At 65.0% G+C, this 23,177-nt stretch carries 18 protein-coding genes; 7 read left to right on the top strand and 11 right to left on the bottom strand.

Features of this window, described 5'->3' with window-relative positions:
• Positions 1 to 35 precede the first annotated feature (35 nt).
• Positions 36 to 1,157, top strand: a complete 1,122-nt coding sequence (locus tag BLP96_RS08205) for a phospholipase D-like domain-containing protein (RefSeq protein ID WP_089684961.1) — start codon at positions 36 to 38, stop codon at positions 1,155 to 1,157.
• 169 nt (positions 1,158 to 1,326) lie between these two features.
• Here BLP96_RS08205 and BLP96_RS08200 read toward each other — a convergent pair whose 3' ends face one another.
• Positions 1,327 to 1,971 carry a YecA/YgfB family protein gene (locus BLP96_RS08200; protein ID WP_089684959.1) on the bottom strand — a complete coding sequence of 215 codons (645 nt, stop codon included), beginning with the start codon at positions 1,969 to 1,971 and terminating at the stop codon, positions 1,327 to 1,329.
• A gap of 79 nt (positions 1,972 to 2,050) precedes the next feature.
• Between BLP96_RS08200 and BLP96_RS08195 the strand changes: the two genes are divergently transcribed.
• The 3 genes from BLP96_RS08195 (at position 2,051) to BLP96_RS08185 (ending at position 5,602) form a co-directional block, all read left to right on the top strand.
• Positions 2,051 to 2,605 carry a SprT family zinc-dependent metalloprotease gene (locus tag BLP96_RS08195; RefSeq protein ID WP_089684957.1) on the top strand — a complete coding sequence of 185 codons (555 nt, stop codon included), beginning with the start codon at positions 2,051 to 2,053 and terminating at the stop codon, positions 2,603 to 2,605.
• A 164-nt stretch (positions 2,606 to 2,769) separates the two neighbouring features.
• On the top strand, positions 2,770 to 4,719 hold the full coding sequence (gene acs, locus BLP96_RS08190) for an acetate--CoA ligase (RefSeq protein WP_089684955.1): 1,950 nt from the start codon (positions 2,770 to 2,772) through the stop codon (positions 4,717 to 4,719).
• A 220-nt stretch (positions 4,720 to 4,939) separates the two neighbouring features.
• Positions 4,940 to 5,602 (top strand): LuxR C-terminal-related transcriptional regulator, encoded by a 663-nt coding sequence (locus BLP96_RS08185; RefSeq protein WP_089684953.1) that lies wholly within the window; start codon positions 4,940 to 4,942, stop codon positions 5,600 to 5,602.
• A 166-nt stretch (positions 5,603 to 5,768) separates the two neighbouring features.
• Here BLP96_RS08185 and BLP96_RS08180 read toward each other — a convergent pair whose 3' ends face one another.
• From BLP96_RS08180 to BLP96_RS08165, 4 genes are all read right to left on the bottom strand, one after another.
• Complete coding sequence (locus BLP96_RS08180; RefSeq protein ID WP_089684951.1) at positions 5,769 to 9,713, bottom strand: hybrid sensor histidine kinase/response regulator; 3,945 nt, start codon at positions 9,711 to 9,713, stop codon at positions 5,769 to 5,771.
• Positions 9,714 to 9,810: 97 nt separating this feature from the next.
• Positions 9,811 to 10,332: a hypothetical protein gene (locus tag BLP96_RS08175; protein ID WP_089684948.1), complete on the bottom strand. Its 522-nt coding sequence runs from the start codon at positions 10,330 to 10,332 to the stop codon at positions 9,811 to 9,813.
• 94 nt (positions 10,333 to 10,426) lie between these two features.
• Entirely contained in the window at positions 10,427 to 12,208 is a 1,782-nt protein-coding gene (locus tag BLP96_RS08170) for a sodium:solute symporter family protein (protein ID WP_089684946.1), read from the bottom strand.
• A 6-nt stretch (positions 12,209 to 12,214) separates the two neighbouring features.
• Positions 12,215 to 12,475, bottom strand: a complete 261-nt coding sequence (locus BLP96_RS08165) for a DUF4212 domain-containing protein (RefSeq protein ID WP_089684944.1) — start codon at positions 12,473 to 12,475, stop codon at positions 12,215 to 12,217.
• Between the two features lie 674 nt (positions 12,476 to 13,149).
• On the opposite strand from BLP96_RS08165, the gene BLP96_RS08160 reads away from it, so the two are divergent.
• The 3 genes from BLP96_RS08160 to ttcA all read left to right on the top strand — a co-directional run bounded on the left by BLP96_RS08160 (position 13,150) and on the right by ttcA (position 16,784).
• The gene (locus tag BLP96_RS08160; protein WP_089684942.1) at positions 13,150 to 14,970 is read left to right on the top strand and encodes a putative nucleotidyltransferase substrate binding domain-containing protein; all 1,821 of its coding nucleotides are present in this window, start codon (positions 13,150 to 13,152) and stop codon (positions 14,968 to 14,970) included.
• A gap of 69 nt (positions 14,971 to 15,039) precedes the next feature.
• Positions 15,040 to 15,669: a 3'-5' exonuclease gene (locus tag BLP96_RS08155; RefSeq protein ID WP_089685165.1), complete on the top strand. Its 630-nt coding sequence runs from the start codon at positions 15,040 to 15,042 to the stop codon at positions 15,667 to 15,669.
• A 173-nt stretch (positions 15,670 to 15,842) separates the two neighbouring features.
• Positions 15,843 to 16,784, top strand: a complete 942-nt coding sequence (ttcA, locus tag BLP96_RS08150; protein ID WP_089684940.1) for a tRNA 2-thiocytidine(32) synthetase TtcA — start codon at positions 15,843 to 15,845, stop codon at positions 16,782 to 16,784.
• Between the two features lie 71 nt (positions 16,785 to 16,855).
• Here the strand turns inward: ttcA and fnr are convergent, their stop codons facing one another.
• The 6 genes from fnr to BLP96_RS08120 all read right to left on the bottom strand — a co-directional run bounded on the left by fnr (position 16,856) and on the right by BLP96_RS08120 (position 23,175).
• Positions 16,856 to 17,593 (bottom strand): fumarate/nitrate reduction transcriptional regulator Fnr, encoded by a 738-nt coding sequence (fnr, locus tag BLP96_RS08145; protein ID WP_089684939.1) that lies wholly within the window; start codon positions 17,591 to 17,593, stop codon positions 16,856 to 16,858.
• Between the two features lie 109 nt (positions 17,594 to 17,702).
• Positions 17,703 to 19,151: an oxygen-independent coproporphyrinogen III oxidase gene (hemN, locus tag BLP96_RS08140; protein WP_422666811.1), complete on the bottom strand. Its 1,449-nt coding sequence runs from the start codon at positions 19,149 to 19,151 to the stop codon at positions 17,703 to 17,705.
• Positions 19,152 to 19,220: 69 nt separating this feature from the next.
• Positions 19,221 to 19,928: a sulfite exporter TauE/SafE family protein gene (locus BLP96_RS08135; protein WP_089684937.1), complete on the bottom strand. Its 708-nt coding sequence runs from the start codon at positions 19,926 to 19,928 to the stop codon at positions 19,221 to 19,223.
• On the bottom strand, positions 19,928 to 20,158 hold the full coding sequence (gene ccoS / locus BLP96_RS08130; protein ID WP_089684935.1) for a cbb3-type cytochrome oxidase assembly protein CcoS: 231 nt from the start codon (positions 20,156 to 20,158) through the stop codon (positions 19,928 to 19,930). The genes BLP96_RS08135 and ccoS overlap by 1 nt, the downstream gene beginning before the upstream one ends.
• Positions 20,155 to 22,626 (bottom strand): heavy metal translocating P-type ATPase, encoded by a 2,472-nt coding sequence (locus BLP96_RS08125; RefSeq protein ID WP_089684933.1) that lies wholly within the window; start codon positions 22,624 to 22,626, stop codon positions 20,155 to 20,157. Before BLP96_RS08125 ends, ccoS begins: the two co-directional genes overlap by 4 nt.
• A gap of 33 nt (positions 22,627 to 22,659) precedes the next feature.
• Positions 22,660 to 23,175, bottom strand: coding sequence for a FixH family protein (locus BLP96_RS08120; RefSeq protein ID WP_089684931.1), 516 nt, complete (start codon positions 23,173 to 23,175; stop codon positions 22,660 to 22,662).
• Between the last annotated feature and the right edge of the window lie 2 nt (positions 23,176 to 23,177).

Genomic DNA, 23,177 nt, shown 5'->3' with positions numbered 1-23,177 from the left:
AGCGTGTCGAAACGAAGCAACCAGGGAGTCGGGGCATGCAGGGCATCTGGCGGGAGGGCAATCGTTTCCGGTTATTGGCGGAGTCTTCTCGCTTCCTGCCAGCCGTCTTCGAAGCCATCGACGAAGCGAGCGAGTCGGTGTTGGTGGAGCTCTACCTGATGGAGTCGGGGCGCCTGGCCACGGCGCTGATCGATGCCCTGACCCGAGCTGCGGGGCGCGGCGTGACGGTGGCCCTGATGCTCGACGGTTACGGCGCCATGGGGCTGTCGGCGGCGGACCGGCGGCGCCTGGAAGAGGGAGGCGTGGCGCTGCGTCTGTTCAACCCGCTGGGATTTCATTCGCTGGTCCGCAACCTCACCCGCGACCATCGCAAGCTGGTGGTGGTGGACGGTCGGCTCGCCTTCACCGGCGGTTTCGGGGCCGTGGACGAATTCCTCGAGGCTTGGTACGAGGTGGCAGTGGCCATCGAGGGGCCGGTGGTGGCGGACTGGGTGCGATTGTTCAGCCGCCTTTGGGATTCGCCGATGACTCGCGGTACCGGCACTCCGGCGTTGGTGCATCGAATCGGTGTGGCCGAGCAGCGGCGCGAGGACTATCGGGGCATGCGCGGACGGGTGGTCTGGGGGCAGGGCTATCGCTACCAGGCCATCCGCCACTCGCTGCATGGGCGCATCTCTGCCGCTCAGCGGAGGATCTGGCTGTGCACCCCTTACTTCGTGCCGACGCTGACGCTGCGCATGCGGCTGGCTCGGGCGGCGCGGCGTGGCGTCGACGTGCGACTGCTGCTGCCGGGCAAGAACCATGACGTGCCAGGGGTGCGCTACGCGGGGCAGCGTTTCTATCGACGCCTGCTGCGCAGCGGAGTGCGTATCTTCGAGTTCCAGCCGAGCTTCATCCACGCCAAGTTCGCCCTGGTCGATCGCTGGTCGAGCGTCGGGTCGTGCAATTTCGATCACTGGAGCCTGCATTGGAACCTGGAGGCCAACCAGGAGGTGGACGACGCCCGTTTCGCTAGCGAGGTGGCGGGACTCTTCGAGCGCAACTTTGCCGCCAGCCACGAGATCCACCACCGCGAGTGGATTCGACGCCCCTGGTGGCAGCGCGCCCGGGAGTGGTGCTTCGGTACCCTGGATGCGTGGCTGACCAGGCTACGTTAGTGGCGAGCCACGAGCCACGAGCCACGGGTTTCGAGTTGCGGGTTTCGAGGGGCGAGTTAGGCTATTGCCCGCAGCCCGCAGCCCGCAGCCCGCAGCCCGCAGCCCGCAGCCCGCAGCCCGCAGCCCGCAGCCCGCAGCCCGCAGCCCGCAGCCCGCAGCCCGCAGCCGCTTACCGCCTTCCCTTGCCGCGACCGGCCGGTTTCTTCTTGCGTGGCGTGGGCTTGGCTTTCTCCGGCGGTACGCGAAAGTGCAAGTAGAGATCCAGCACCAGCTCCGGCAACTGGCCGGCCAATTCATCGAGCCGCGAGGCATCGGCGGTGAGCTCGGCCATGTCGGGCTCGTCGTCGAACAGGCCCGAAAGCGCCATGAAGGGCAACAGCAGAGTGGCGACGGCCTCTTCGTCTTGAGCGAACCAGCTCGTTTCGTCGAGGAATACGCCTTCCATGAATCCGGCGCACCAGTCGCCGATGGGCGTCTCCTCCGGAGGCAGGCCATCGAGGGACGTGTCGAAAGGCAGTTCGGGAAGCCCGCCCTGCTCGAGTACGTCGATGGCATTCCTGCGCAGCCGCTCGAGCAGCTCGAGGATTTCGCTGCGCTCGGTGGCGTCGGCGAAGCGGGGCTCGCCGTGAAACAGCTCGGCGATCCACACCGCCGGCTCCACCTCGCTCGGGGCGACGGCCAGCGCCACCAGGAAACCGTGGGCGCCAATCAGGTCGAGAGCCTCCTCGCTGACCCGATCGGAGGCAAAAAAGTCGTCGAGCCGTTCTAGCTGGTCATCGTCGAGGAGCGGTTCGGGCTGGGGCGTGTCTGACATCGTGGCTCTCGCTGCATTTCGGGGGATCGCGGGATAGCGGGCTGGACGCCGCCATGACAGGACGGCATTCTAGCATCCCATGGACCGACCAGCGCTTCCCGACCCCTGTGCCGATTGGCTCGACAGCCTCGACGAGGCGGCGTTGCATCGAGCGCTGCATGAGCGCGTCGAGGCCGCTTTTCAACTGTGCCGGGAGATGCATGCGCATCTGCCTCGTCCTCGGGTGTGGCTCGACCTGCGCGGCCAGTGCGCCGGCCAGGCACACTTCGGCCGCGCCGGGCTGCGTTTCAATCCCGTGCTGCTGCGTGAAAACCGCCAGGCGTTCTTCGTCGATGTGGTGCCCCACGAGATGGCACACTGGCTGGTGCATCACCTCGAGCAGGGCGACCGAATGCGCCCCCACGGCCACGAGTGGCGCACGGTCATGCGGCAGCTGTTCGGCCTGCCCGCGCGGGTGACTCACCGTTTCGACACTCGACATGCGAGTCCGGCACCTTATCGCTATCGCTGCGCCTGCCGCGAGCATGCCTTCACCGCACGCCGTCACGCTCTGGCTCGCGGAGGACGGGTCTATCGCTGCCGCGAGTGTGCTCAGACCTTGGTCTATCAGTCTTTGGAATTGGTTTCTATATAGGGTGCAACCTCATGAAAATAAAAAGAAAATCGTTGATACCAAGGTCTAAGTGGAAGGTGGCGTGCAGAGGTATATGCTGAAAGGCAGATTCCGGCTCCGACCCACAACGACAAGCGGTCGGTGACATACACTGAGAGGGTGCATTTCCTGGAAGAGGCCATTCAATGACCGAACAGCAGAAAGTCTATCCGGTACGCGACGACTTCGCCGCCAACGCCTGGGCCGACAAGGCCAAGTACCAGGCCATGTACCAACAGTCCGTAGACGATCCCGAGGGCTTTTGGGCGGAGCAGGCGAAGCGCCTCGACTGGTTCAAGGCACCGACGAAAATCAAGCATACGTCCTTCGATTCCCACAACGTCGATATCCGCTGGTTCGAGGACGGCAGCCTCAACGCCAGCGTGAACTGCCTCGACCGCCATCTCGAATCGCGCGGCGATCAGACGGCGATCATCTGGGAAGGCGACGACCCCAAGGACTCCAAGCACATCTCCTATCGCGAGCTCCATGCGCGCACCTGTCAGATGGCCAATGGGCTAAAGGAATTGGGCGTGAAGAAGGGCGACGTCGTCACGCTCTACATGCCGATGATCCCCGAAGCGGCCATGGCCATGCTGGCCTGCGCGCGCATCGGCGCCATCCATTCGGTGGTATTCGGTGGTTTCTCTCCGGATGCGCTGGCCCAGCGCGTGGTCAATGCCGATTCCAAGCTGGTGATCACCGCCGACGAGTCGGTTCGCGGCGGCAAGCAGGTGCCGCTGAAGGACAACGTCGATGCCGCCCTGACTCGCGACGGCACCGAAGTCTGCGAGAAGGTGCTGGTGGTCGAGCGCACCGGTGGGGAGATCGGCTGGAAAGAGGGGCGCGACGTCTGGTTCCACGAACTGGTCGACAAGCAGTCCACCGACTGCCCGGCCGAGGAGATGAACGCCGAGGATCCGCTGTTCATTCTCTACACTTCCGGTTCCACCGGCGCTCCCAAGGGGCTCAAGCACACTACCGGCGGCTATCTGTTGCATGCTGCGCTCACGCATCAGTACGTCTTCGACTATCGGGAGGGCGAAGTCTACTGGTGTACCGCCGACGTGGGCTGGGTCACCGGTCACAGCTACATCGTCTATGGGCCGCTGGCCAACGGCGCCATCACCCTGATGTTCGAAGGGGTGCCTAGCTATCCGAGTCACGGCCGCATGGGGGAGATCGTCGACAAGCACGACGTCGCCATTCTCTACACCGCGCCCACGGCGGTGCGTGCGCTGATGGCGCATGGCGACAACGTCATGGACTCCAGCAAGCGCGACAGCCTGCGCCTGCTCGGCTCGGTGGGCGAACCCATCAACCCCGAGGCCTGGGAGTGGTTCTACCGGGTGATCGGCAATTCGAAGTGTCCCATCGTCGATACCTGGTGGCAGACCGAGACCGGCGGCATCATGATCGCGCCGTTGCCGGGAGCCATCGATCTCAAGCCGGGCTCCGCGACGCTGCCGTTCTTCGGCGTGTTGCCGGCGCTGGTCGACAACGAAGGCAACCTTCTGGAAGGGGCCACCGACGGCAATCTGGTGATCCTCGATTCCTGGCCGGGGCAGGCTCGCTCCATCTGGGGCAATCACGAGCGCTTCGTCCAGACCTATTTCTCCACCTATCAGGGCATGTACTTCACCGGCGATGGCTGTCGTCGCGACGAGGACGGCTACTACTGGATCACCGGTCGCGTCGACGACGTACTCAACGTCTCCGGTCACCGCATGGGTACCGCAGAGATCGAATCGTCGCTGGTGGCTCACGAGGCCGTGGCCGAGGCGGCCGTGGTGGGCTTCCCCCACGACATCAAGGGGCAGGGCATCTACATCTACGTGACCCTGGGGGATGGCTTCGAGGAGAGCGATGAGCTCAAGAAGGAGCTGACCCAGTGGGTGCGCAAGGACATCGGGCCGATCGCCTCGCCGGACGTCATCCAGTGGGCCCCGGGGCTGCCCAAGACGCGCTCGGGCAAGATCATGCGCCGCATCCTGCGCAAGATCGCCGCCAATGAGTGCGATGGACTGGGGGATACCAGCACCCTGGCCGATCCCAGCGTGGTCGACGAGCTCATCGAGCATCGGGCCAACCGCTAAGGTGGCCTTGCCCGTTTCGCTTGACCCCTTTGCCGGCCTTTGGGCCGGCTTTTTGCTGGCTGTCGTCAAGGAAATGTCAGTTGCCTTGTCGAGCGCTTGGGAAACGCTTTGGCGTTGGGGTAACATGCCGTGACCGAATGTCGTGATCGTTGCCCCACGCGATCGTGCCAGCGCCCCTGCAGTCGGCTTGCCCACTGCCCGAGGAACCGGAGGAGAATCCATGGCCTTTGCCCAGAAATTCATCGTTGCCGATGACCATCCGCTGTTCCGTGCAGCCCTGACTCAGGCGTTGCGTCAGCTGGCACCGCAGGCCGAGATCGTCGAATCCGATACCATGGAGGCCACCAACGAGGTGGTCACCCGCCATCCCGATGCCGACTTGATTCTGCTCGATCTGCACATGCCCGGGGCGCACGGCTTTTCCGGGTTGATCCAGCTGCGTGGTCAGATGCCGGACATCCCCGTGGCCGTGGTTTCCGGCAGCGACGAGCCTCATGTGGTGCGCCGCGCCATCGATTACGGAGCTTCGGGCTTCATTCCCAAGTCGTCGTCACTGCAGCTGATCGCCGAAGCCGTGAGCGAGATCCTCGACGGGGAGGTATGGTTGCCCCAGGAACTGGCCGATGCGCTGGGTGAGGTCGACGAGGAGGAAGCTCGTTTCGCCGAGGCCATCGCCTCGTTGACGCCGCAGCAGTTCCGCGTGCTCAACATGCTGACCGAAGGGCTGCTCAACAAGCAGATCGCCTACGAGCTCAACGTCTCCGAGGCCACCATCAAGGCCCACGTCACCGCCATCCTGCGCAAGCTGGGCGTGCACTCTCGAACCCAGGCGGTGATCGCCGCCCAGAAGCTCGAGGTGGAGCCGCCGAAGGTCGAATCCTGAGCTTCGAGCTTCGAGCTTCGAGCTTCGAGATACGGGTTTCGGGTTTCGAGGGGCGAGTTAGGCTATGGCCCGCAACCCGCAACCCGCAACCCGCAACCCGCAACCCGCAACCCGCAACCCGCAACCCGCAACCCGCAACCCGCAACCCGCAACCCGCAACCCGCAGCTAGGCCCTGGCTGCGCGGCTGGCCTGCAGGGTGCGGGTGAGCAGGGCACGCAGGGCGGCGGGGCGTACCGGTTTCTGCAGCAGGTGGTAGCCGGTGCGCTTCACCTCCTCGGCGACTTCTTCGGTGCGGTCGGCAGTGATCACGATGCCCGGCACGGCATCCTCGAGGCGCTCGGCCAATGCCTCCAGGGCCATCAGGCCGGTGACCTCGTTATCCAGGTGGTAGTCGGCGAGAATGGCGTCGGGGTCGCCGTCCAGATGACGCAGGATCGACTTGGCACCGCCGATGCTGGTGGCGGTGAACACCTCGCAGCCCCAGCCGGAGAGCATGGCTTTCATGCCTTCGAGAATCAGCGTCTCGTTGTCGATGCAAAGGATGCGCGTACCGGCGAGCTTGTTGCCGGCACGGCGGGAGGCAGGGGCTTCGCGGGGAGGACTCACCCGTTGGGCAGCGACCAGCGGGACGCTCACCGAGAAGACGGTGCCGAAGCCTTCCCAGGAGCGCACGCGTAGCGGATGGTCGAGTACCCGGCTCATGCGGTCGGCGATGGATAGGCCGAGCCCCAGGCCTTTCTCGCTCTCCTTGTGGCGCGAGACCTGGTCGAGGCGACGAAACTCCTGGAATATCTCTACCTGCTTGGATTCGGGAATGCCCGGGCCTGAGTCCCATACTTCGATGGTGAGCCGCTCGGCGTGACGCCGGCAGCCCAGCAACACGCGTCCTTCCTGAGTATAGCGGATGGCATTGGACAGGAAGTTCTGAATGATCCGGCGCAGCATCTGCGGGTCGCTGTCGACCCAGCTCCGAGTCGAAACCACCACCAGGTCGAGTCCGCGCTCCTCGGCCATGACCTCGAACTCGGCGCGCAGCGGCTGGACGATGTCGGCCAGCGCGAAGTGGCTGCGTCGCGGCGTCAGTGCGCCGGCATCGAGCTTGGAGATGTCGAGCAGAGTACCCAGCAGTTCTTCGGCGGCCTGCAGAGAGTTGTCGATATGGCCGATGGTGCGCCGCAGTTCCTGGGCATCCACCTCGGGGGAGAGCGCCGAGGTGAACAGTCGCGCCGCGTTGAGCGGCTGCAGCAGGTCGTGGCTCGCGGCGGCCAGGAAGCGGGTCTTGGAGGCATTGGCGTCCTCGGCGACCTGCTTGGCCTGGCGCAGCGCCTGTTCGGCCTCGGCACGTACGCGGTTCTCCTGGCGTAGGGCGGCATTGGCTTCGGAGAGCGCCTGGGTGCGCTCGCGGACACGCTCTTCGAGGGTTTCGTTGGTCTCCTTGAGGGCGAACTCCGCCAGGCGGCGCTCGGTGATGTCCTGGTAGAGGGAGAAGAAGCCGAGGATGGCTCCGCTGTCGCCAAAGTGCGGCGTATAGGTGACCAGCATGTAGCGAATGGCATCGCCACTGCCCATGGAGACCTCGAAGCTGACCCGCTCGCCGGCGAGAGCGCGGCGAATCCAGGGGGCTCGCTCGCGAGCCATCTCGCCGGTGATCACCGTATCGACGTGCTTGCCGATCACTTCGTTGCGGTCGATGCCGAAGGCCTGCTCGTAAGCGCGGTTGGTGAAGAGGTAGCGGCACTCCTTGTCGAAGTAGGCGATCAGCGCCGGCACGTTGTCGGTGTAGATGCGGATGTTGTTCTCCGAGCGGATCAGCGCTTCCTCGATGCGCTTCTGCTGGGTGATGTCCAGGTAGGTATAGACGAAGCCGCCGCCGGGCATGGGATTGCCCTGCACTTCGAGCACGCTGCCATCCTGGCGGTAGCGCACGTAACGGTGGGGTTGACCTTCGCGAATGTTGTCGAGGAGCAGGCGGACGTGTTCCTCGGGGTCGCCGGGACCGTATTCGCCGTTGTGGGCGTTGTAGCGGAAGATCTTGTCGATGGGCGCGCCGACGCGAATCAGATGGTCGGGAAAGCGGAACAGCTCCAGGTAGCGCTGGTTCCACACCACTAGGCGCAGGTTCTGGTCGACCACGCTGATGCCCTGGCTGATGTTCTCGATGGTGGCCTGAAGGAGGGCACGGTTGAATTCCAGCACCTGGGAGGCTTCGTCGACGATGGAGATGACGTCGGAGATGCCGATGCCGCGCCCCTGCAGTGCCGAGTTGACCACGATGCGTGCCGACGAGGCGCCGAGCACCGAGGCCAGGAAGCGTTCGGTGAACTGAATGACGTCGATGGAGGCGCGGGCGCTCTCGTCGAGACGCTGACCGCTGCGCCGCGCGTAGTCTTCGAAGGCGCGGGCCACCTGACCGGCGCCCAGGAAGCGTTCGCACAACACCTTGAGGTCCCCCACCGTGGTGGCCCCGGTCCAGGGGCGATTCACCGAGGTTTGGCGGGTCTCCACGCTGTCGACGAACAGCGAGGCCTGGATGCGCTCGACGACCCGCTGAGCGGTGACCTGCGACACGAAGATGTAGAAGAACAGGTTGAGCCCCAGCGACAGCATCACGCCGTGGGTGAAGGAGTCGCCCACGTTGAGCCCGAACAGGGCGGTGGGGGTGAGCCAGGCTGCCCCGAAGGGGCCGCCGTCGAGCCAGTCGTTGGGTAGCACGCCAGCGTTGATCATCGCCGGCATCAGCAGACTATAGGCCCAGATCGCGAAACCGGCGTTCATGCCGGCCACTACGCCCATGCGGTTGCCGCGCTTCCAGTAGAGGCCGCCGATCAGCGCCGGGGCGAACTGGGCCGCTGCGGCGAAGGAGAGCATGCCGATGGAGGCCAGCGAGCCGAACTCGGCGACCATCTGGTAGAAGCCGTAGGCGAGACCGAGGATCACGCCGATGGTGATGCGCCGGGCACGCAGCACCAGGCGTCCGTAGTCGCGGGGCCGGGCATCCAGCCAACGCAGTCGGAACAGCGCCGGAATGACGATCTCGTTGGAGATCATGATCGACACTGCCACGGTGGCCACGATCACCATGCCCGTGGCGGCAGAGAAGCCGCCGATGAAGGTGAGCAGGGTGAGCCACTCGTTGCCCGAGGCCATGGGAATGGCCAGCACGAAGGTATCGGGCTCCACGCTGCCATCGGGGAACAGGGACAGCCCTGCGGCCGCCAGCGGAACGACGAAGAAGGCGAAGGCCAGCAGATAGAGCGGGAAGAGCCAACGTGCCTTGGTGGCATCGTCGCGGTGGGTGTTCTCCACCACGGCGACGTGGAACTGGCGGGGCAGGCAGAGAATGGCCAGCATCGCCAGCAGGGTCTGTGCCCAGAAGCTCTGGCCGAAATCCTGGTCGGCGAGCTGGCGCTGCAGTTCGAGCTGAGTGTCTGCCTGTCCCAGCAGGTCGCCCAGTCCGTCGAACATGCCCCAGGTGACGAAAGCGCCGAGCAGCAGGAATGACAGGAGTTTGACCAGCGACTCGAAAGCCACGGCGTGGATGAGCCCTTCGTGGTGCTCGGTGGCGTCGGTATGGCGAGTGCCGAAGAGGATGGCGAAAGCGGCCATCACCATGGCCACGAAGAAGGCGGTGTCCGTGAACAGCGGCGTTGGCCCCACTTCGCCGTTGCCGGTCAGGATGTCGAAGGAGACCGCCACGGCCTTCAGCTGCAGAGCGATGTAGGGCAGGGTGCCGATCAGGGCCACCAGGCTGGCGAAGGCGGCCAGCGATTGTGCCTTGCCGTAGCGCGAGGCGATGAAATCGGCGATGGAGGTGATGTTCTGTCGCTTGGCGACGCGAATCATCTTGGCCAGTACCGGCCAGAACAGCAGGAACGTCAGGATCGGCCCCACGTAGATGCTGGCGAAAGACCAGCCGGCGGTGGCCGCCTGGCCGACGGCGCCGTAATACGTCCAGGAGGTGCAGTAGATGGCCAGCGCCAGGCTGTAGATCACTGGTCGCCGACGGCTGGCACCATGCTCCCGGGCACGACGGTCGCCGCGCCAGGCAATGGTGAACAGCACGGCGATGTAGAGCAGCGATACGGCGATCAGTAGCCAGCCAGCGAACATGCGAACTCCCCCTGTGTCTGTGCCCATTCTAGGGCAAGGCGGGGGGCCTCGGCATCTGGTGGCATCGCCAGGTCGGGCGGTAAGGCCGCGGTGTCTCTCAGGCGTCGGTGCACACGGCGCCGAACAGCGGGTTCGAGTCGTCGAGACGGCGCAGTCGATCGGTCCGGGGGGTGCGCGACTCTCCCTCCAGCGGGACCAGTTCCCGGGTCGTGCAGTTCATCAGGTAGGCCTGATGGGAGAACCGCTCGACGTACTCCCGCTCGAAGCGGTAGAGAATGAACTCGACCAGCCGCTGGTCGTCGGCTTCGCTCTGCGAGCTCGCCAGGCTCTGTTCATCGACCACCGTGAAGGCCGTGGTCAAAGGCGCGAGGAAGGTCCAGGGGCGCCAGAAGGCGGTGCTCTGTTCGGTGTCGACCACCCGCGCCGAGTCGGGCAACTGCGCGCGCTTGTGCTCGAACCAGGTGTATTCGTGGTGGATCTGGTAGCCGAGGATGCCGAGCCCGGCGCAGACCGGAACGATCCAGCGTGGCAGCCGCTTGGCGGAGAGCGTACGAAGCAACAGGCCGATGCCCGCCGCGCCAAGTCCGGCGAAGACCGCCGCAATCAAATGCCAAATCATGATAGGAGCTTCCTGACAGCCATCGGGCTTCCCGAGGGAAGCCCGATGAACGGTTGGTTCCGGCGCCGCGATGGCGACGGGGTGGAATTATGATTCAGTGATCGACCGCTGAGCCAGCTCCTTTGGGATAGCGGACGCTTTCCACCAGATCCTGGATCTCCTGGGGCGGTTCTTCGGTCGCATTGGAGACCAGGAAGGCCACCCCGAAGTTGACCAGGGCGCCGATCGCACCGATGGAGAGCGGCGAGATGCCCAGCACCCAGTTCTCTGGGGTGTCCGGCAGGTTGTTGGTCCCGGGAATGAAGAACCAGCCCTTGTAGATGAAGATGTAGACCAGGGTGAAGATCAGGCCGGAGAGCATGCCTGCCACGGCGCCCTTGTTGTTCACCCGCTTGGAGAAGATCCCCATCATCAGCGCCGGGAACAGCGAGGCGGCGGCGATGCCGAAGGCCAGCGCCACGACCTGTGCGGCGAACCCGGGCGGATTGGCGCCCAGATAAGTGGCGACGACGATGGCAATGGACATGGAAATCCGCGCGGCCAGCAACTCGCCTTTCTCGGTGATGTTGGGGTTGATCGACCCCTTGATCAGGTCGTGACTGATCGCCGAGGAGATGGCGAGAAGCAGACCTGCCGCCGTCGACAGAGCCGCTGCCAGACCGCCCGCGGCGATCAGGCCGATGACCCAGCCGGGCAGATTGGCGATCTCCGGGTTGGCCAGCACCAGGATATCATTGTTGACCGACAGTTCGTTGCCTTCCCAGCCGCGATCTTCGAAGTCGGCAGAGTCGTTGTAGAACTGGATGCGGCCGTCGTCGTTCTTGTCCTCGAAGGTGATCAGACCGGTTTCTTCCCAGGTCCGAATCCATTCGGGACGGTTCTCGTAGAGGATGGGGTTGGTTGCCGCCTCCTCGACGTTCTCGACCTGGCCGGCCATTTCCGGGTAGATGGTGGTGGCCAGGTTCAGGCGCGCCATCGAGGCCACGGCCGGTGCGGTCAGGTAGAGCAGGCCGATGAAGACCAGTGCCCAGCCGGCGGACCAGCGTGCGTCGGCCACCTTCGGCACCGTGAAGAAGCGGATGATGACGTGGGGCAGGCCGGCGGTACCGATCATCAGCGACAGGGTGAACAGCACCATGTTGAGCTTGTTGTCCACGTCCGCCGTGTACTCGTTGAAGCCCAGCGCGGTGACCACTTCGTTGAGCTTGGTCAGCAGCGGCACGCCGGATTCACTGTGCTCGGAGAACAGGCCCAGCGGCGGCAGAGGGTTGTCGGTCAACTCCAGAGAGATGAATACGGCGGGAATGGTGTAGGCGATGATCAACACGATGTACTGGGCCACCTGGGTGTAGGTGATACCCTTCATACCCCCCAGCACCGCGTAGAAGAACACCACCACGGCGGCGATGATCAGGCCGGTGGTCGCGTCGACCTCCAGGAAGCGCGAGAAGGCCACGCCGGCACCCGCCATCTGGCCGATGACGTAGGTCACCGAGGCGACGATCAGGCAGATCACCGCCACCAGTCGAGCCTGCTTGCTGTAGAAACGGTCACCGATGAATTCGGGGACGGTGAACTTGCCGAACTTGCGCAGGTAGGGGGCCAGCAGCATGGCCAGCAGCACGTAACCACCGGTCCAGCCCATCAGGAAGGTGGAATTGGCATAGCCACCGGCGGCGATCAGGCCGGCCATGGAGATGAAGGAGGCCGCCGACATCCAGTCGGCCCCGATCGCCATGCCGTTGGTGATCGGATGCACCCCGCCACCGGCGACGTAGAAGTCTTTGGTCGAGCCGGCCTTCGCCCAGATGGCGATGCCGATATAGAGGGCGAAGGAGGCACCCACGAATAGGACGTTGATGGCGAATTGACTCATGCTGGCTTACTCCTCAAGCCCGAATTTTTTGTCGAGTTGATTCATCTTCCAGGCGTAGAAGAAGATCAGGGCGATGAAGGTCAGAATGGAGCCTTGCTGGGCGAACCAGAAGCCCAGGTCGGTTCCGCCGATGGGAATGCCGGCGAGCAGGGGGCGAAGCAGAATGGCACAGCCGTAGGACACGGCCGCCCACACGACCATGCAGCCGGCGATCAGGCGGAGGTTGGCCTTCCAGTAAGCCTCGGCATTGGATTTTTCGTCTGCCATGTTGTTGCTCTCCACTTGTTGTTGAGGTTGGAAGCGACATAGAGAGTTGGAGGTGGTATAGCGGGAGTCTTGCGCTCACCGCGCCGCCCTCTCTATTGATGAAAGAGGCGGTCATGACGTGGCGAGCCAGGCCGCTAAGTCGTCATGGCATCCCTGCGGTTCCTTGCGATGGCCGGCAAGGGAAAGCCTCACATGACTCACTAGCAATACTGGGCAATGAGCGCGGAAAAAAAATCCCAGACTTTGGTATCATGAACGAATATCGATACAAGTCGGAAAATATTATTCCTTTATAAACAAGTGCTTATTGCGTGCTATGGGACTTTTCGGGAAGAGGGTTAAGCAATATTGAACGATGGTATAGGGCGACGATGTAAACAGGTCATCACAGCGATCGCCTTGTAATACGATCGTCTAATGCGGCCTCCGTTAGGACGATTGTCTAGCTACTCTCTGCCACGATCCTTTTGCTACCCTGCCAGTGGAAACACTTGGCAGGTCGCCCTGATGAACCGCCGTGCACCGGGTGATTCGGCTCCGGTTCCCTTGCTGGAGGAGGGCGCTGGCGACACTGCGACCGCGCGATCGAGTCGTTAACGAGCAAACCCGCGGCAACGCAGCTTCGACACGGCCCCAGCGCCGGCGTGTGGCCGTCGCTTCTTGAGGAGAGTGCCATGGTGGACATCGATCTCTCTCAGCCCCCCTTCACGCTGCTGGACGATGCGGGGCGTGAGCGCATACGCAACGGTGTCGATCTGGCCTACTTCGACCGCGATGAGATCATTCTCGATACCGGCCAGTCGGGCGAATACGTCTTTCTGATCCACAAGGGAGAAGTCGCCGAGCTGGATACCACCCTGCCCGGGGCTCGCGAGCGTATCGGCCACTACACTCAGGGCGACCTGTTCGGTGCCATCAGCATCCTCAACGGCAAGAGTCGGTACCGTTTCCGTGCCGAGCAGGAGAGCCTTTGCTATCTGCTGCCCAAGGCGCTGTTCCTGGCGCTGTGCGACGACTACCCCGCCTTTGCCGAGTTCTTCCGCCAGACACTGGCCCACAAGACACGCCTGTTGACCGAACAGCGGGCCGAAGGCGGCGTGACCATGGCTGGCTTCATGTTGGCCAAGGTCAGCGAGTGCATGCGCGAGCCGCTATGCGTGGGACCCGAGGCGACCATCGCCGAAGCGGTGACCACCCTGCGCGACAGTCATGCCGACAGCCTGCTCGTGCAAGGGGCGCACGGGGCGGGCATGGTGACCAAGACCGATTTGCTCAATGCCCTGGTGCTCGACGGCCTTAGCCAGGATCGGCCCGTGCTGGAGGTGGCGCATTTCGAGCTGGTCACGGTCCTGCCGGCACAGTATCTCTTCGAGGCCCTGGTGATCATGACCCGCCACAAGGTGGAGCGCGTGGTGGTGATGGAGCAGGGGGTTCCCAGCGGCGTGGTCGAACTCACCGACGTGCTGAGCTTCTTCTCCAGCCGCAGCTACGTGGTCAGCCTGCAGGTCGAGCAGGCGGGCAGCCTGGAAGCCCTGACCCGCGCCAGCCACCGTACGCCGGAACTGGTCAAGGCGCTGATGGCTCAGGGAGTCAAGCTGCGCTTCGCCATGGAGCTACTGGCCGCGCTCAACGGCCGCATCATGTCCAAGGCGTGGAATTTCCTGATCGAGCAGCGCTACCACTCGCACAGCTGCCTGGTGGTCATGGGTAGCGAAGGGCGTGGCGAACAGATCCTCAAGACCGATCAGGATAACGCTCTGATCCTCGAGGACGACCTGGAGTGGCCCGACCTCGACGAGTGCATGCGGACGCTGACCGACACGCTCATCAAGCTGGGCTATCCTGCCTGCCCCGGCAACATCATGGTCTCCAACCCCGAGTGGGTGGGCACCGAATCGCAGTGGCGTCAGCGCATCGTCAAGTGGGCGGCGACACGTGACGGCGACAGCCTGATGAAGCTCGCCATCCTGCTCGACAGCCATGCCGTGGCGGGCAATCCGGCGCTGCTCGACCGAATGCGCGACGTGCTGTTCGAGCAGTGTTCGCGTGACGAGCTGCTGCTCTCCTACTTCGCTCGTGCTGCGCTGCGCTTTTCCACCCCGCTGACGCTGTTCGGTTCGCTGAAGAAGCCTCAGCACGGCATCGACATCAAGAAGGGCGGGATCTTTCCCATCGTCCATGGCGTACGCACCATGGCGCTGGAGCGGCGCATCGAACCCACCTCGACGCTGGAGCGTCTGGACGCTCTGGCGGCGGATGGGCGGCTCGACGAGCGCACCGCCGAGAACCTCGGCGAGGCACTGTCGCTGTTCACCGAGCTGCGCCTCAAGCAGCAGCTGGCCCGGCTCGATGGCGATCTGGAGGGCAAGGATGCCAACCGGGTGGTCGTGCAGGAACTGTCGTCGCTGGAGCGCGATCTGCTGCGCGAGGCGCTGCATATCGTCAAGGAATTCAAGCAACATCTTTCGCACCGTTATCACCTGGAATACAGCTGATTGCCGGCAGGCATCGCATGGCGAGCGTGCCACGACACCATCAACGACGAACGAGAGGAGCCAATCGGCATGCTACGAGCCTTGCGCCGGGTCAGCGATCGCCGCCGTCACGTGGACGGCGAGTATGGCTGGCTGTTCCATCCCTACACCGGCGACGAGCTGGTTGCCATCGACTGCGAGACGACGGGGGTGGATACCCGCACTGCCGAGCCCGTGGCCATCGCTGCGGTGAAAGTGCGCGGCGATCGCGTTCTGACCAGTGAGTCGCTGGACCTGCGCCTGCAACGGCCGGCGACGCTGTCCGGCGACTCCATTCGTATCCACGGCCTGCGCGGCGTCGACCTGGACGATGGCGAGCAACTCGAGCGAGCGCTGGTTCGCCTGCTCGACTTCATCGGCAATCGTCCCCTGTTGGGCTGGCACCTCGATTTCATTCTGGCCGTGCTCGATCGTCAGCTGCGCCCGCGTTTCGGTTTCGACCTCCCCAATAGCGGCATCGATGTCTCCCAGCTCTATTTCCGGCAACTGCGGCGCAGCCACGTAGAGGCCGATGCCGCGGGGTTGCGCTTCGAGACCGTGGCCAAGTCCCTGGGGGTGCCGGTGATGGGACGTCATACGGCACTGGGCGATGCGGTGACAACGGCGCTCATGTACCTGCGCCTGGAGCGCACGGCAGGCGCACGCCACCAGGAGGCGTGAGACCGTCAGGCAAGGGGCCGCGGCACCTCCACGCAGACCTTGCCGATGGATCGTCCCCGGCAGGCATCGCTGCCCACGATTACCCTGGAGAGGCCGCCGTGCGGCGTGCCAGGCGGCGCCGGCAGTGGTAGCATGGCGGCCGTCATCCACCCGACCCTGGCAGCGCCGTGACCATGCAAGACGTCGTGACCTTCGATCCGCTCGCCCCTGAGACCGACCATGCCGCATCCGCCCCCAATTCCCATGCCGAAACGGCGGACGGCGGCTCGCCGCTGGCGCGACTCGGCGCCAAGGGGCGGCGGGAATTCAACAAGCTGCAGAAGCGCCTGCGCCGCCAGGTGGGTAATGCCATCATCGATTACGGCATGATCCGCGAGGGCGACAAGGTGATGGTGTGCCTGTCCGGCGGCAAGGATAGCTACACGATGCTGGAGATTCTGCGCAATCTGCAGCGCAACGCACCGGTGAACTTCTCGCTGACGGCCGTCAATCTCGACCAGAAACAGCCTGGCTTTCCCGAGCACGTGTTGCCGGAATACCTGGAATCGACCGGGGTCGACTACCACATCCTCGAGCGCGACACCTACTCGGTGGTCAAGGAGAAGACGCCGGAAGGCAAGACGACCTGTGCGCTCTGTTCACGCCTGCGGCGCGGCTCGCTCTACGGCTTCGCCGAGGAGATCGGTGCCACCAAGGTGGCGCTGGGTCACCATCGCGAAGACATCCTCGAGACGCTGTTCCTCAACCTGTTCTTCGGTGGCAGCCTCAAGGCGATGCCGCCCAAACTGCTCTCCGACGACGGCAAGAACATCGTGATCCGCCCGCTGGCCTATTGTCGCGAAGCGGACATCGCGGAGTTCGCCCGGTTGATGGATTTTCCGATCATTCCCTGCAACCTGTGCGGTTCCCAGCCCAACCTGCAACGTCAGGCCGCCAAGGAGATGCTGGCCGAGTGGGAAGCCAAGCACCCCGGTCGTTTGGAGAGTCTGTTCAAGGCGGTCACCAACGTGGCGCCGTCACAGCTCGCCGACCGTGAGCTTTTCGATTTTCAGGGGCTGGAGGAAAGGCAGGCGCGCATGCAGGCCGATCGCATCGCGCTTCGCAACGAACTCTGAGCCAAGCGGCAACCGACGCAACGCGCCCCCGCTGGGTCACAGTGGGGGCGCGTTGGTCTGGTCGGCGCGTTTCAGTGCTCTTCCTGAGCCTGTTCGATCAGCGCCTCCAGGTTGAGGATGTTGACTTCGCGTCCCGAGACTTCCACCAGCTTCTGCTGCTGGAAGCGTCCGAGGATACGGCTGACGGTTTCCACCGCCAGCCCCAGGTAGTTGCCGATGTCCGCGCGCGACATGGAGAGGCGGAAGCTGTAGGGCGAATAGCCGCGCCGGCGAAAGCGGTCGGAGAGGCTGGTGAAGAAGCTCGCCAGACGCTGGTCGGCGGTCTTGCGTGAGAGCAGGCGCATCATGCGCCGATCGTCGCGCAGTTCCTTGCTCATGCTGCGGTAGAGCTGGCCGCGCAGCTCGGGCAACTGCTCGGACAACGAGTCGAGGCGGTCGAAAGGGATCTCGCAGACCGTGGTGGTCTCCAGGGCGATCACGCTGCCCGGGTAGGCCTGCTCGTCGATGCCGTCGAGCCCCACCAACTCGCTGGGCAGGTAGAAGTTGGTGACCTGATCCTCTCCCGAGCCTTCGGTAGTGATCTGCTTGAGACTGCCTGAGCGTACCGCATAGACGCTGTTGAAGCCGCTGCCCTGACGAAACAGTGCCTCCCCCTTCTTGAGGGGCGCGCGGCGGCGAATGATCGCATCGAACTGTTCCATGTCCTCGATCTCGAGCGCCAGAGGCAGGCACAGGGAACTCAAGCTGCAGTTCTGACAACGGGTTTCGTGCAACAGCGAGCGCCGCTTGCTGGCCGCATTGACAGCCATGGCCACCTCCTCGTCGTGATCATGGCGTCATTATGGAGCATTCTGCAGCGCGGGAAAATGGCGGATGCGACGATTGGACGCAGACAAGTGGGGAACTTTGCGGTTCCCCCTAGGCCGGGGAAGGCGCTGGTTCGCCAGGTGGGGGGCTGTGACGGGCGTCGAAGGCGTGGGCCAGGCATGCGGCGCGCAAGCGGCCCAGTGGCGTGACCAGCAGGCGATTGCCCTGGCGTTCCACCAGGCCGTCGCGGAGGGGAGCTTCGAGGCGGCGCAGCGCCTCGGCGAAGTAGCGTGTGGCGTCCAGGTCGAAATGTTCGCCCACGGCATCGAGATCCAGCGCCATGTCGCACAGCAGCCGCTCGATGGCATGGCGTCGCACTCGGTCGTCGAAAGTCAGGCGCAGGCCCTGGGCGACCGGCAGGTGGCTGGCGTCGAGGGCGGTTTCGTAGGCGGCCAGGTCGAAGGGATTGCGGCTGTAGGTATCGTCGATGCGGGAGTAAGCCGAGACGCCAAGTCCCAGCAGGTCGTCGGTGGGTCTGTCGGAGTACCCTTGCAGGCCGCGTGCGAGCCGGCCCTGACGCTGGGCGATGGCAAGGCTGTCTTCGGGGCGGGCGAACTGGTCCAGGCCGAGATGCACGTAACCCGCGGCCGTCAGCTGAGCAACGGTGGTACGCAGGATGGCGAGACGTTCGGCGGTATCGGGCAGTGCCTCGGCTTGGATGCACCGCTGGACGGGAAAGTGTTGCGGCTGGTGGACGTAGTCGATCACCCGCAGGCGCGGTGGCGCCATGGCGATGATCTGCTCCAGGGTCGCCGCGAAGCTGTCGCAGGTCTGGCCGGGAAGGCCTGCGATCAAGTCCAGGTTGAGCGAACGAAAGCCCAGGCGGTCGGCCTCGTCGATCAATGCCTCGGTGAGGATTCGCGGCTGAACGCGATTGACGGCGCGTTGTACCTTCGGGTCGAGGTCCTGCACGCCCAGGCTCAGGCGGTTGAAACCCAGCGCCTGTAGATGGCGCAGGGTGAAGACGTCGGCTTCCCGCGGGTCGACCTCGATGGCGTAATCCCTATCGCGACTGCCCGACAGGCCGAAACGCGCGTCGAGCCGGTCGATCAGGTCGCTCATCTGGTCAAGGGAGAGGAAGGTGGGCGTGCCACCGCCCCAGTACAGCTGCTCGATCTCGCGTCCGGTATCCAGGTGGCGGCGAGCCAGGACCATCTCGCGGTCCAGGCGGGAAATGTAGGGATCGGCCAGCCGGGTGAGCTTGGTCGCGACCTTGGAACGATCGCAGTAGAAGCAGATCTTGCGGCAGAACGGCAGGTGCACGTACAGCGCGAGAGGACGTCCATGGCGGTTGCTGCGCGCCAGGGCGGCCTCCAGGTCCGGCTCGCCGAAGTCGCTGCGAAAGGCCCCGGGGGTCGGATAGCAGCAATAGGAGTCGCCGCCGCTGGCATAGCGACGCAGCGTAGCGTCGTCCCAGGCAGGGAGCTCGGGCATCTCTCGATGGGCTGACGTCGCGGAGACGAGCATGGGGCACTCCGGCATGGCGAGAAGTGTCTTCATGCTAGCGGGCGCCCGTCCGAGGCGGATTGAGCTGCGTCAAACGAAGTGCAATGGCGAAGAATTCCCGCCTCAATGCGCCAGGGTGTGGCTGTTCAGGGGCAGCAGCGTCCCGAGCTGCCAAAGCGCGAAGCCGATGATCGTCAAGGCGGCCACGCTGCGCGTGGCCGGATGGCGAATCAGGGCCCCCATCTGGCGCGCGGCCAGCCCGGTGACGAGCAGGGCGGGCAGGGTTCCCAGGCCGAAGGCGCCCATCAGCGCGGCGCCATGCCAGGGGTCGGCAACCGCCAGGCTCCAGGCCAGCATGGAGTAGACCAGGCCGCAGGGCAGCCAGCCCCAGATGGCTCCCAGTGCCACTGCCTGAGGAACCTTGACCACCGGCATCAGCCGGCGGCCAATGGGCTCGAGATGCTTCCACAGTCGCTTGCCCAGCGCTTCGACCTTGAGCAGCCCCTTCCACCAGTCGGCGATGTAGAGCGCCATCAGGATCAGCATGACGGCAGCGAAGGCCTGCAGTACCAAGCGCAGTTGGGTACTCAGTGCGAGCAGGGTGCCGAGGCTGGCCACCAGCGCACCGGCGACCATGTAGCTGGCGATGCGTCCGGCGTTGTAGCCGAGCAGCAGACCCGAGAGGCGTGCCGGCGAACGCATGCTGGGCGGTACGGCAAAGGTCAGCGCGCTCATGATGCCGCCGCACATGCCGATGCAGTGTGCGCCCCCCAGCAGGCCGAACACGAAAGCGGCGGCCAGCGGCGGCAGGTCGAGGCCGGTCGGGTCCATCAGCGGTCGTCGCGTTCGGAGGGTGAGTCGACGTCCGTCGCGTTGCGGCGTTCGCGGCGGCGCTTGCGTTCTTCCGGCGTGAGGTCGTTTTCGTCCTCGTCGAAGAGGATACGGTGGGCGGGGCCCTCGAGGTCGTCGAACTGGTCGTTCTTGACTGCCCAGAAGAAGGCCCACACGGCGAGGCCCAGCAAGATCAGAGAGAGAGGAATCAGCAGGTAGAGAATGCTCATGCGGTCACCGGGCGGGCGGCAGAAGATGGATCGGTGGCGTGGGTACGGCGAAAACGGCCGAGACGCAGGGCGTTGCCCACCACCACCAGCGAGCTGGTCGACATGCCCAAGGCGGCTACCCAGGGAGGCACGATGCCCAGCGCTGCCAGCGGGAGAGCCGAGGCGTTGTAACAGACCGACCAGATCATGTTCTGGCGCATGATGCGGCGCGTGGCACGGGCGATCTCGACGGCCTCGACGATACGACCCAGACGCGGACCGAGCAAGACGGCATCGGCGCTGGTGCGAGCCAGGTCGGTGGCGCCGTTCATGGCCAGCGAGACGTCGGCGCCGGCCAGGACCGGGACATCGTTGATGCCGTCGCCAACCATGGCGACCGTGTGTCCCTCGGCCTGGCGCCGACGGATGTGGGCCAGCTTGTCCTCGGGGCTGGCGCCGGCACGCCAGTCGGGGATGCCGAGCTGGCCGGCAAGGGACGCAACGGCGGTCTGGGTGTCGCCGGAGAGCAGCTCGACGGCAATGCCACGTTCGATCAGGGTGGCGATCGTCTCGGCGGCGTCCTCGCGCAGGCGGTCGTGCAGGGCGAACCACGCTCGAGGTTCGCCGGCCTCCGCGAGCAGCAGCCAGGTACCGTCACCGGGGGGCGTCGGGTCATGATCGGGGGCGGCGAAGGCGGGTTTGCCGAGCCGCCAGGGGATGCCGTCGATCAGCCCGCTCACGCCCTGGCCGGTGACGCTACTGCGTTCGCGGGCAATCGGCTCGGCGCCGCGCCAGGGACGAAAGGCGCGGGCGATGGGGTGTTCGGAGTGCGCTTCGAGAGCTGCCGCCATGGACCGGGCCCGTGCGGCCGGCAGCTGGCCGAGAGGGCGCGTCTCGACCAATTGCATCTCGCCACAGGTCAGGGTGCCGGTCTTGTCGAAGATGATGCGGTCGACCTGGGAAAGGGTCTCGATGGCGTCGGCGCGGGTGACCAGGACGCCACGGCGACGCAGCTGGCCATGACCGGCGGTGAGTGCCGTCGGCGTGGCCAGCGCCAGCGCACAGGGGCAGGTCACCACCAGCACGGAAAGCGTGACCCAGAGGACCCGGCCGGGGTCGATGAACCACCATACGGTGGCCACGCCGAGCGTCACGAACAGCAGGCGCAGCACGAACAGGTGCGCCATGCGCGAGGCCAGTTGGGCGAGACGCGGGCGGCTGGCGAAAGCGCGGTCGGTGAGGTCGACGATGCGTGCCACGCGAGCATCCTTGCCGGCGTGGGTGACGCGCACCGTCAGCGGACCGTCGATGTTCAGGCTGCCGCCGGTAACGCTGTCGCCGATGCCCCGGGTGACCGGCTGATACTCGCCGGTGAGCATCGACTCGTCGAGGCTCGATTCGCCTTCCTCGATGACGCCATCGGCGGGCACGCTGTGGCCCGGCTTGACCAGCACCCGGTCATCGCTGACCAACTGGTTGGCCGGCAGGATGCGTTCTTCACCGCTCGGCTCGAGGCGCACGGCCGAGAGCGGCAGGGCGCCAGCGAGGGCATTGCCGGTATGTCCGCTGCGCCGACGTGCACGTGCCTCCACGTAGCGCCCGAACAGCAGGAAGAAGGTGAACATCGCCACCGAGTCGAAATACACCTCACCGGTGCCGGTGAGTACGGCATAGCCGCTGGCGAGATAGGCGCCGCCGACGGCGATCGAGACCGGCACGTCCATGCCCAATACCCGGGCACGAACGTCGCGCAGCGCATTGCGAAAGAACGGCATGGCCGAGAAGAACACGACCGGGGTGGCCAGGGCGAATGAGAGCCAGTGGAAGAGCGCCAGGAAGTCGGCGCTGATGGCCCCCGGGGCGGACACGTAGATGGGAATCGAGAACATCATGACCTGGGCCATGCCCACCGCGGCCACGATCAGGCGCCGTACCGTCATGCGCTCCTCGAACTGCAGCCGCTGCTGAGCGAGATCCGGCTCGTACGGCTGGGCGGTGTAGCCGATGGCGGCGAGTTCGGCGAGCAGGCGCGAGAGCTTCAACCGGTCAGGATCCCAGCTGACGCGCACGCGATGGTGGCTGAGGTTGACGGCGCTGGTGGTGACGCCATCGAGTGCGTTCAGACGGTGCTCGATCAGCCAGGCACAGGCAGCACAGGTGATGCCGTCCACGGCCAGTGTGGCATGGACGAAGCCGCTGTCGCCTTCCGGGTGCACGAACTCGCTCTGCAGTCCCGGGTCGTCGAATACCGCCCAGGTTTCGGCTTTCACCGTCTGGCCCTCGTCGGGACGTTCGGGCAGCTCGGTGCGAAAGCGATAGTAACTTTCCAGGCCGCCGTCGATGATGGCATGGGCGACCGCTTCGCAGCCGGGGCAGCACAGCGGATGGCGCTCGTCGGCGAGGGTGATCGACCAGGAGGCGTTGGCCGGCACCGGGTTGCCGCAGTGGTAGCAGTCGGCGACGGCAGCGTCAGCGAGGGATACGGACATGGCAACCGGCATGAAGGGTGACGAAGATGGCCATCAATCGCGCCCGGGCAGGGCCGGCGTCAGGGCGAAGCCCCCTTCGCTGGGGAAGTCGGCCTCTCCCACCAGGCGCCACTCGGGATCCTCCTGGCTGGGTTGCAGTTGCAGGTACCAGCGATAGCGCAGGTTGTCCGGTGCCTGGCCGAGATAGCGACCGTCGCGGGCGTGTTCGAGAGTGAATTCCTGGTCGCGATCGCCGCGGGTCGGGAAGATCAGTTCGAGGTGGAGTCGCTCGGGGCGGGCCTCTCCCTCCAGGTCGACGATGATGTCGCTGGTCAGGGGATCGATGCGCAGGTCGGCGGCGAGCGAGAGCTCCGCGGCACGGCGCTGCTTGGCCAGCACCATGTTGATGGCCGTGCCGTGCTCGTAGTAGTCGTCCTGCACCATGCCATCGAAGGAGCGTACCGAGAGCACGGCGAACGTGGTGCTGACGCTGATGGCACTGAATAGCAGGCCGATCAGGAACCAGGGCCAGAACTGCTTGTACCACGGCGTGATGGAGTGCGATTCCATGG

The organism is Billgrantia gudaonensis (assembly GCF_900100195.1).
Taxonomy (GTDB): domain Bacteria; phylum Pseudomonadota; class Gammaproteobacteria; order Pseudomonadales; family Halomonadaceae; genus Halomonas; species Halomonas gudaonensis.
Note: the sequence above shows the minus strand (reverse complement) of the source record. Positions and strands in the feature narration are given on the sequence as shown.

What these genes read in the sequence shown, in the direction of transcription:
- BLP96_RS08205 (WP_089684961.1), top strand. Translation starts at nt 36, where the DNA reads ATGCAGGGCATCTGGCGGGAGGGCAATCGTTTCCGGTTATTGGCGGAG.
- BLP96_RS08200 (WP_089684959.1), bottom strand. Translation starts at nt 1,971, where the DNA reads ATGTCAGACACGCCCCAGCCCGAACCGCTCCTCGACGATGACCAGCTA.
- BLP96_RS08195 (WP_089684957.1), top strand. Translation starts at nt 2,051, where the DNA reads ATGGACCGACCAGCGCTTCCCGACCCCTGTGCCGATTGGCTCGACAGC.
- acs (WP_089684955.1), top strand. Translation starts at nt 2,770, where the DNA reads ATGACCGAACAGCAGAAAGTCTATCCGGTACGCGACGACTTCGCCGCC.
- BLP96_RS08185 (WP_089684953.1), top strand. Translation starts at nt 4,940, where the DNA reads ATGGCCTTTGCCCAGAAATTCATCGTTGCCGATGACCATCCGCTGTTC.
- BLP96_RS08180 (WP_089684951.1), bottom strand. Translation starts at nt 9,713, where the DNA reads ATGTTCGCTGGCTGGCTACTGATCGCCGTATCGCTGCTCTACATCGCC.
- BLP96_RS08175 (WP_089684948.1), bottom strand. Translation starts at nt 10,332, where the DNA reads ATGATTTGGCATTTGATTGCGGCGGTCTTCGCCGGACTTGGCGCGGCG.
- BLP96_RS08170 (WP_089684946.1), bottom strand. Translation starts at nt 12,208, where the DNA reads ATGAGTCAATTCGCCATCAACGTCCTATTCGTGGGTGCCTCCTTCGCC.
- BLP96_RS08165 (WP_089684944.1), bottom strand. Translation starts at nt 12,475, where the DNA reads ATGGCAGACGAAAAATCCAATGCCGAGGCTTACTGGAAGGCCAACCTC.
- BLP96_RS08160 (WP_089684942.1), top strand. Translation starts at nt 13,150, where the DNA reads ATGGTGGACATCGATCTCTCTCAGCCCCCCTTCACGCTGCTGGACGAT.
- BLP96_RS08155 (WP_089685165.1), top strand. Translation starts at nt 15,040, where the DNA reads ATGCTACGAGCCTTGCGCCGGGTCAGCGATCGCCGCCGTCACGTGGAC.
- ttcA (WP_089684940.1), top strand. Translation starts at nt 15,843, where the DNA reads ATGCAAGACGTCGTGACCTTCGATCCGCTCGCCCCTGAGACCGACCAT.
- fnr (WP_089684939.1), bottom strand. Translation starts at nt 17,593, where the DNA reads ATGGCTGTCAATGCGGCCAGCAAGCGGCGCTCGCTGTTGCACGAAACC.
- hemN (WP_422666811.1), bottom strand. Translation starts at nt 19,151, where the DNA reads ATGAAGACACTTCTCGCCATGCCGGAGTGCCCCATGCTCGTCTCCGCG.
- BLP96_RS08135 (WP_089684937.1), bottom strand. Translation starts at nt 19,928, where the DNA reads ATGGACCCGACCGGCCTCGACCTGCCGCCGCTGGCCGCCGCTTTCGTG.
- ccoS (WP_089684935.1), bottom strand. Translation starts at nt 20,158, where the DNA reads ATGAGCATTCTCTACCTGCTGATTCCTCTCTCTCTGATCTTGCTGGGC.
- BLP96_RS08125 (WP_089684933.1), bottom strand. Translation starts at nt 22,626, where the DNA reads ATGTCCGTATCCCTCGCTGACGCTGCCGTCGCCGACTGCTACCACTGC.
- BLP96_RS08120 (WP_089684931.1), bottom strand. Translation starts at nt 23,175, where the DNA reads ATGGAATCGCACTCCATCACGCCGTGGTACAAGCAGTTCTGGCCCTGG.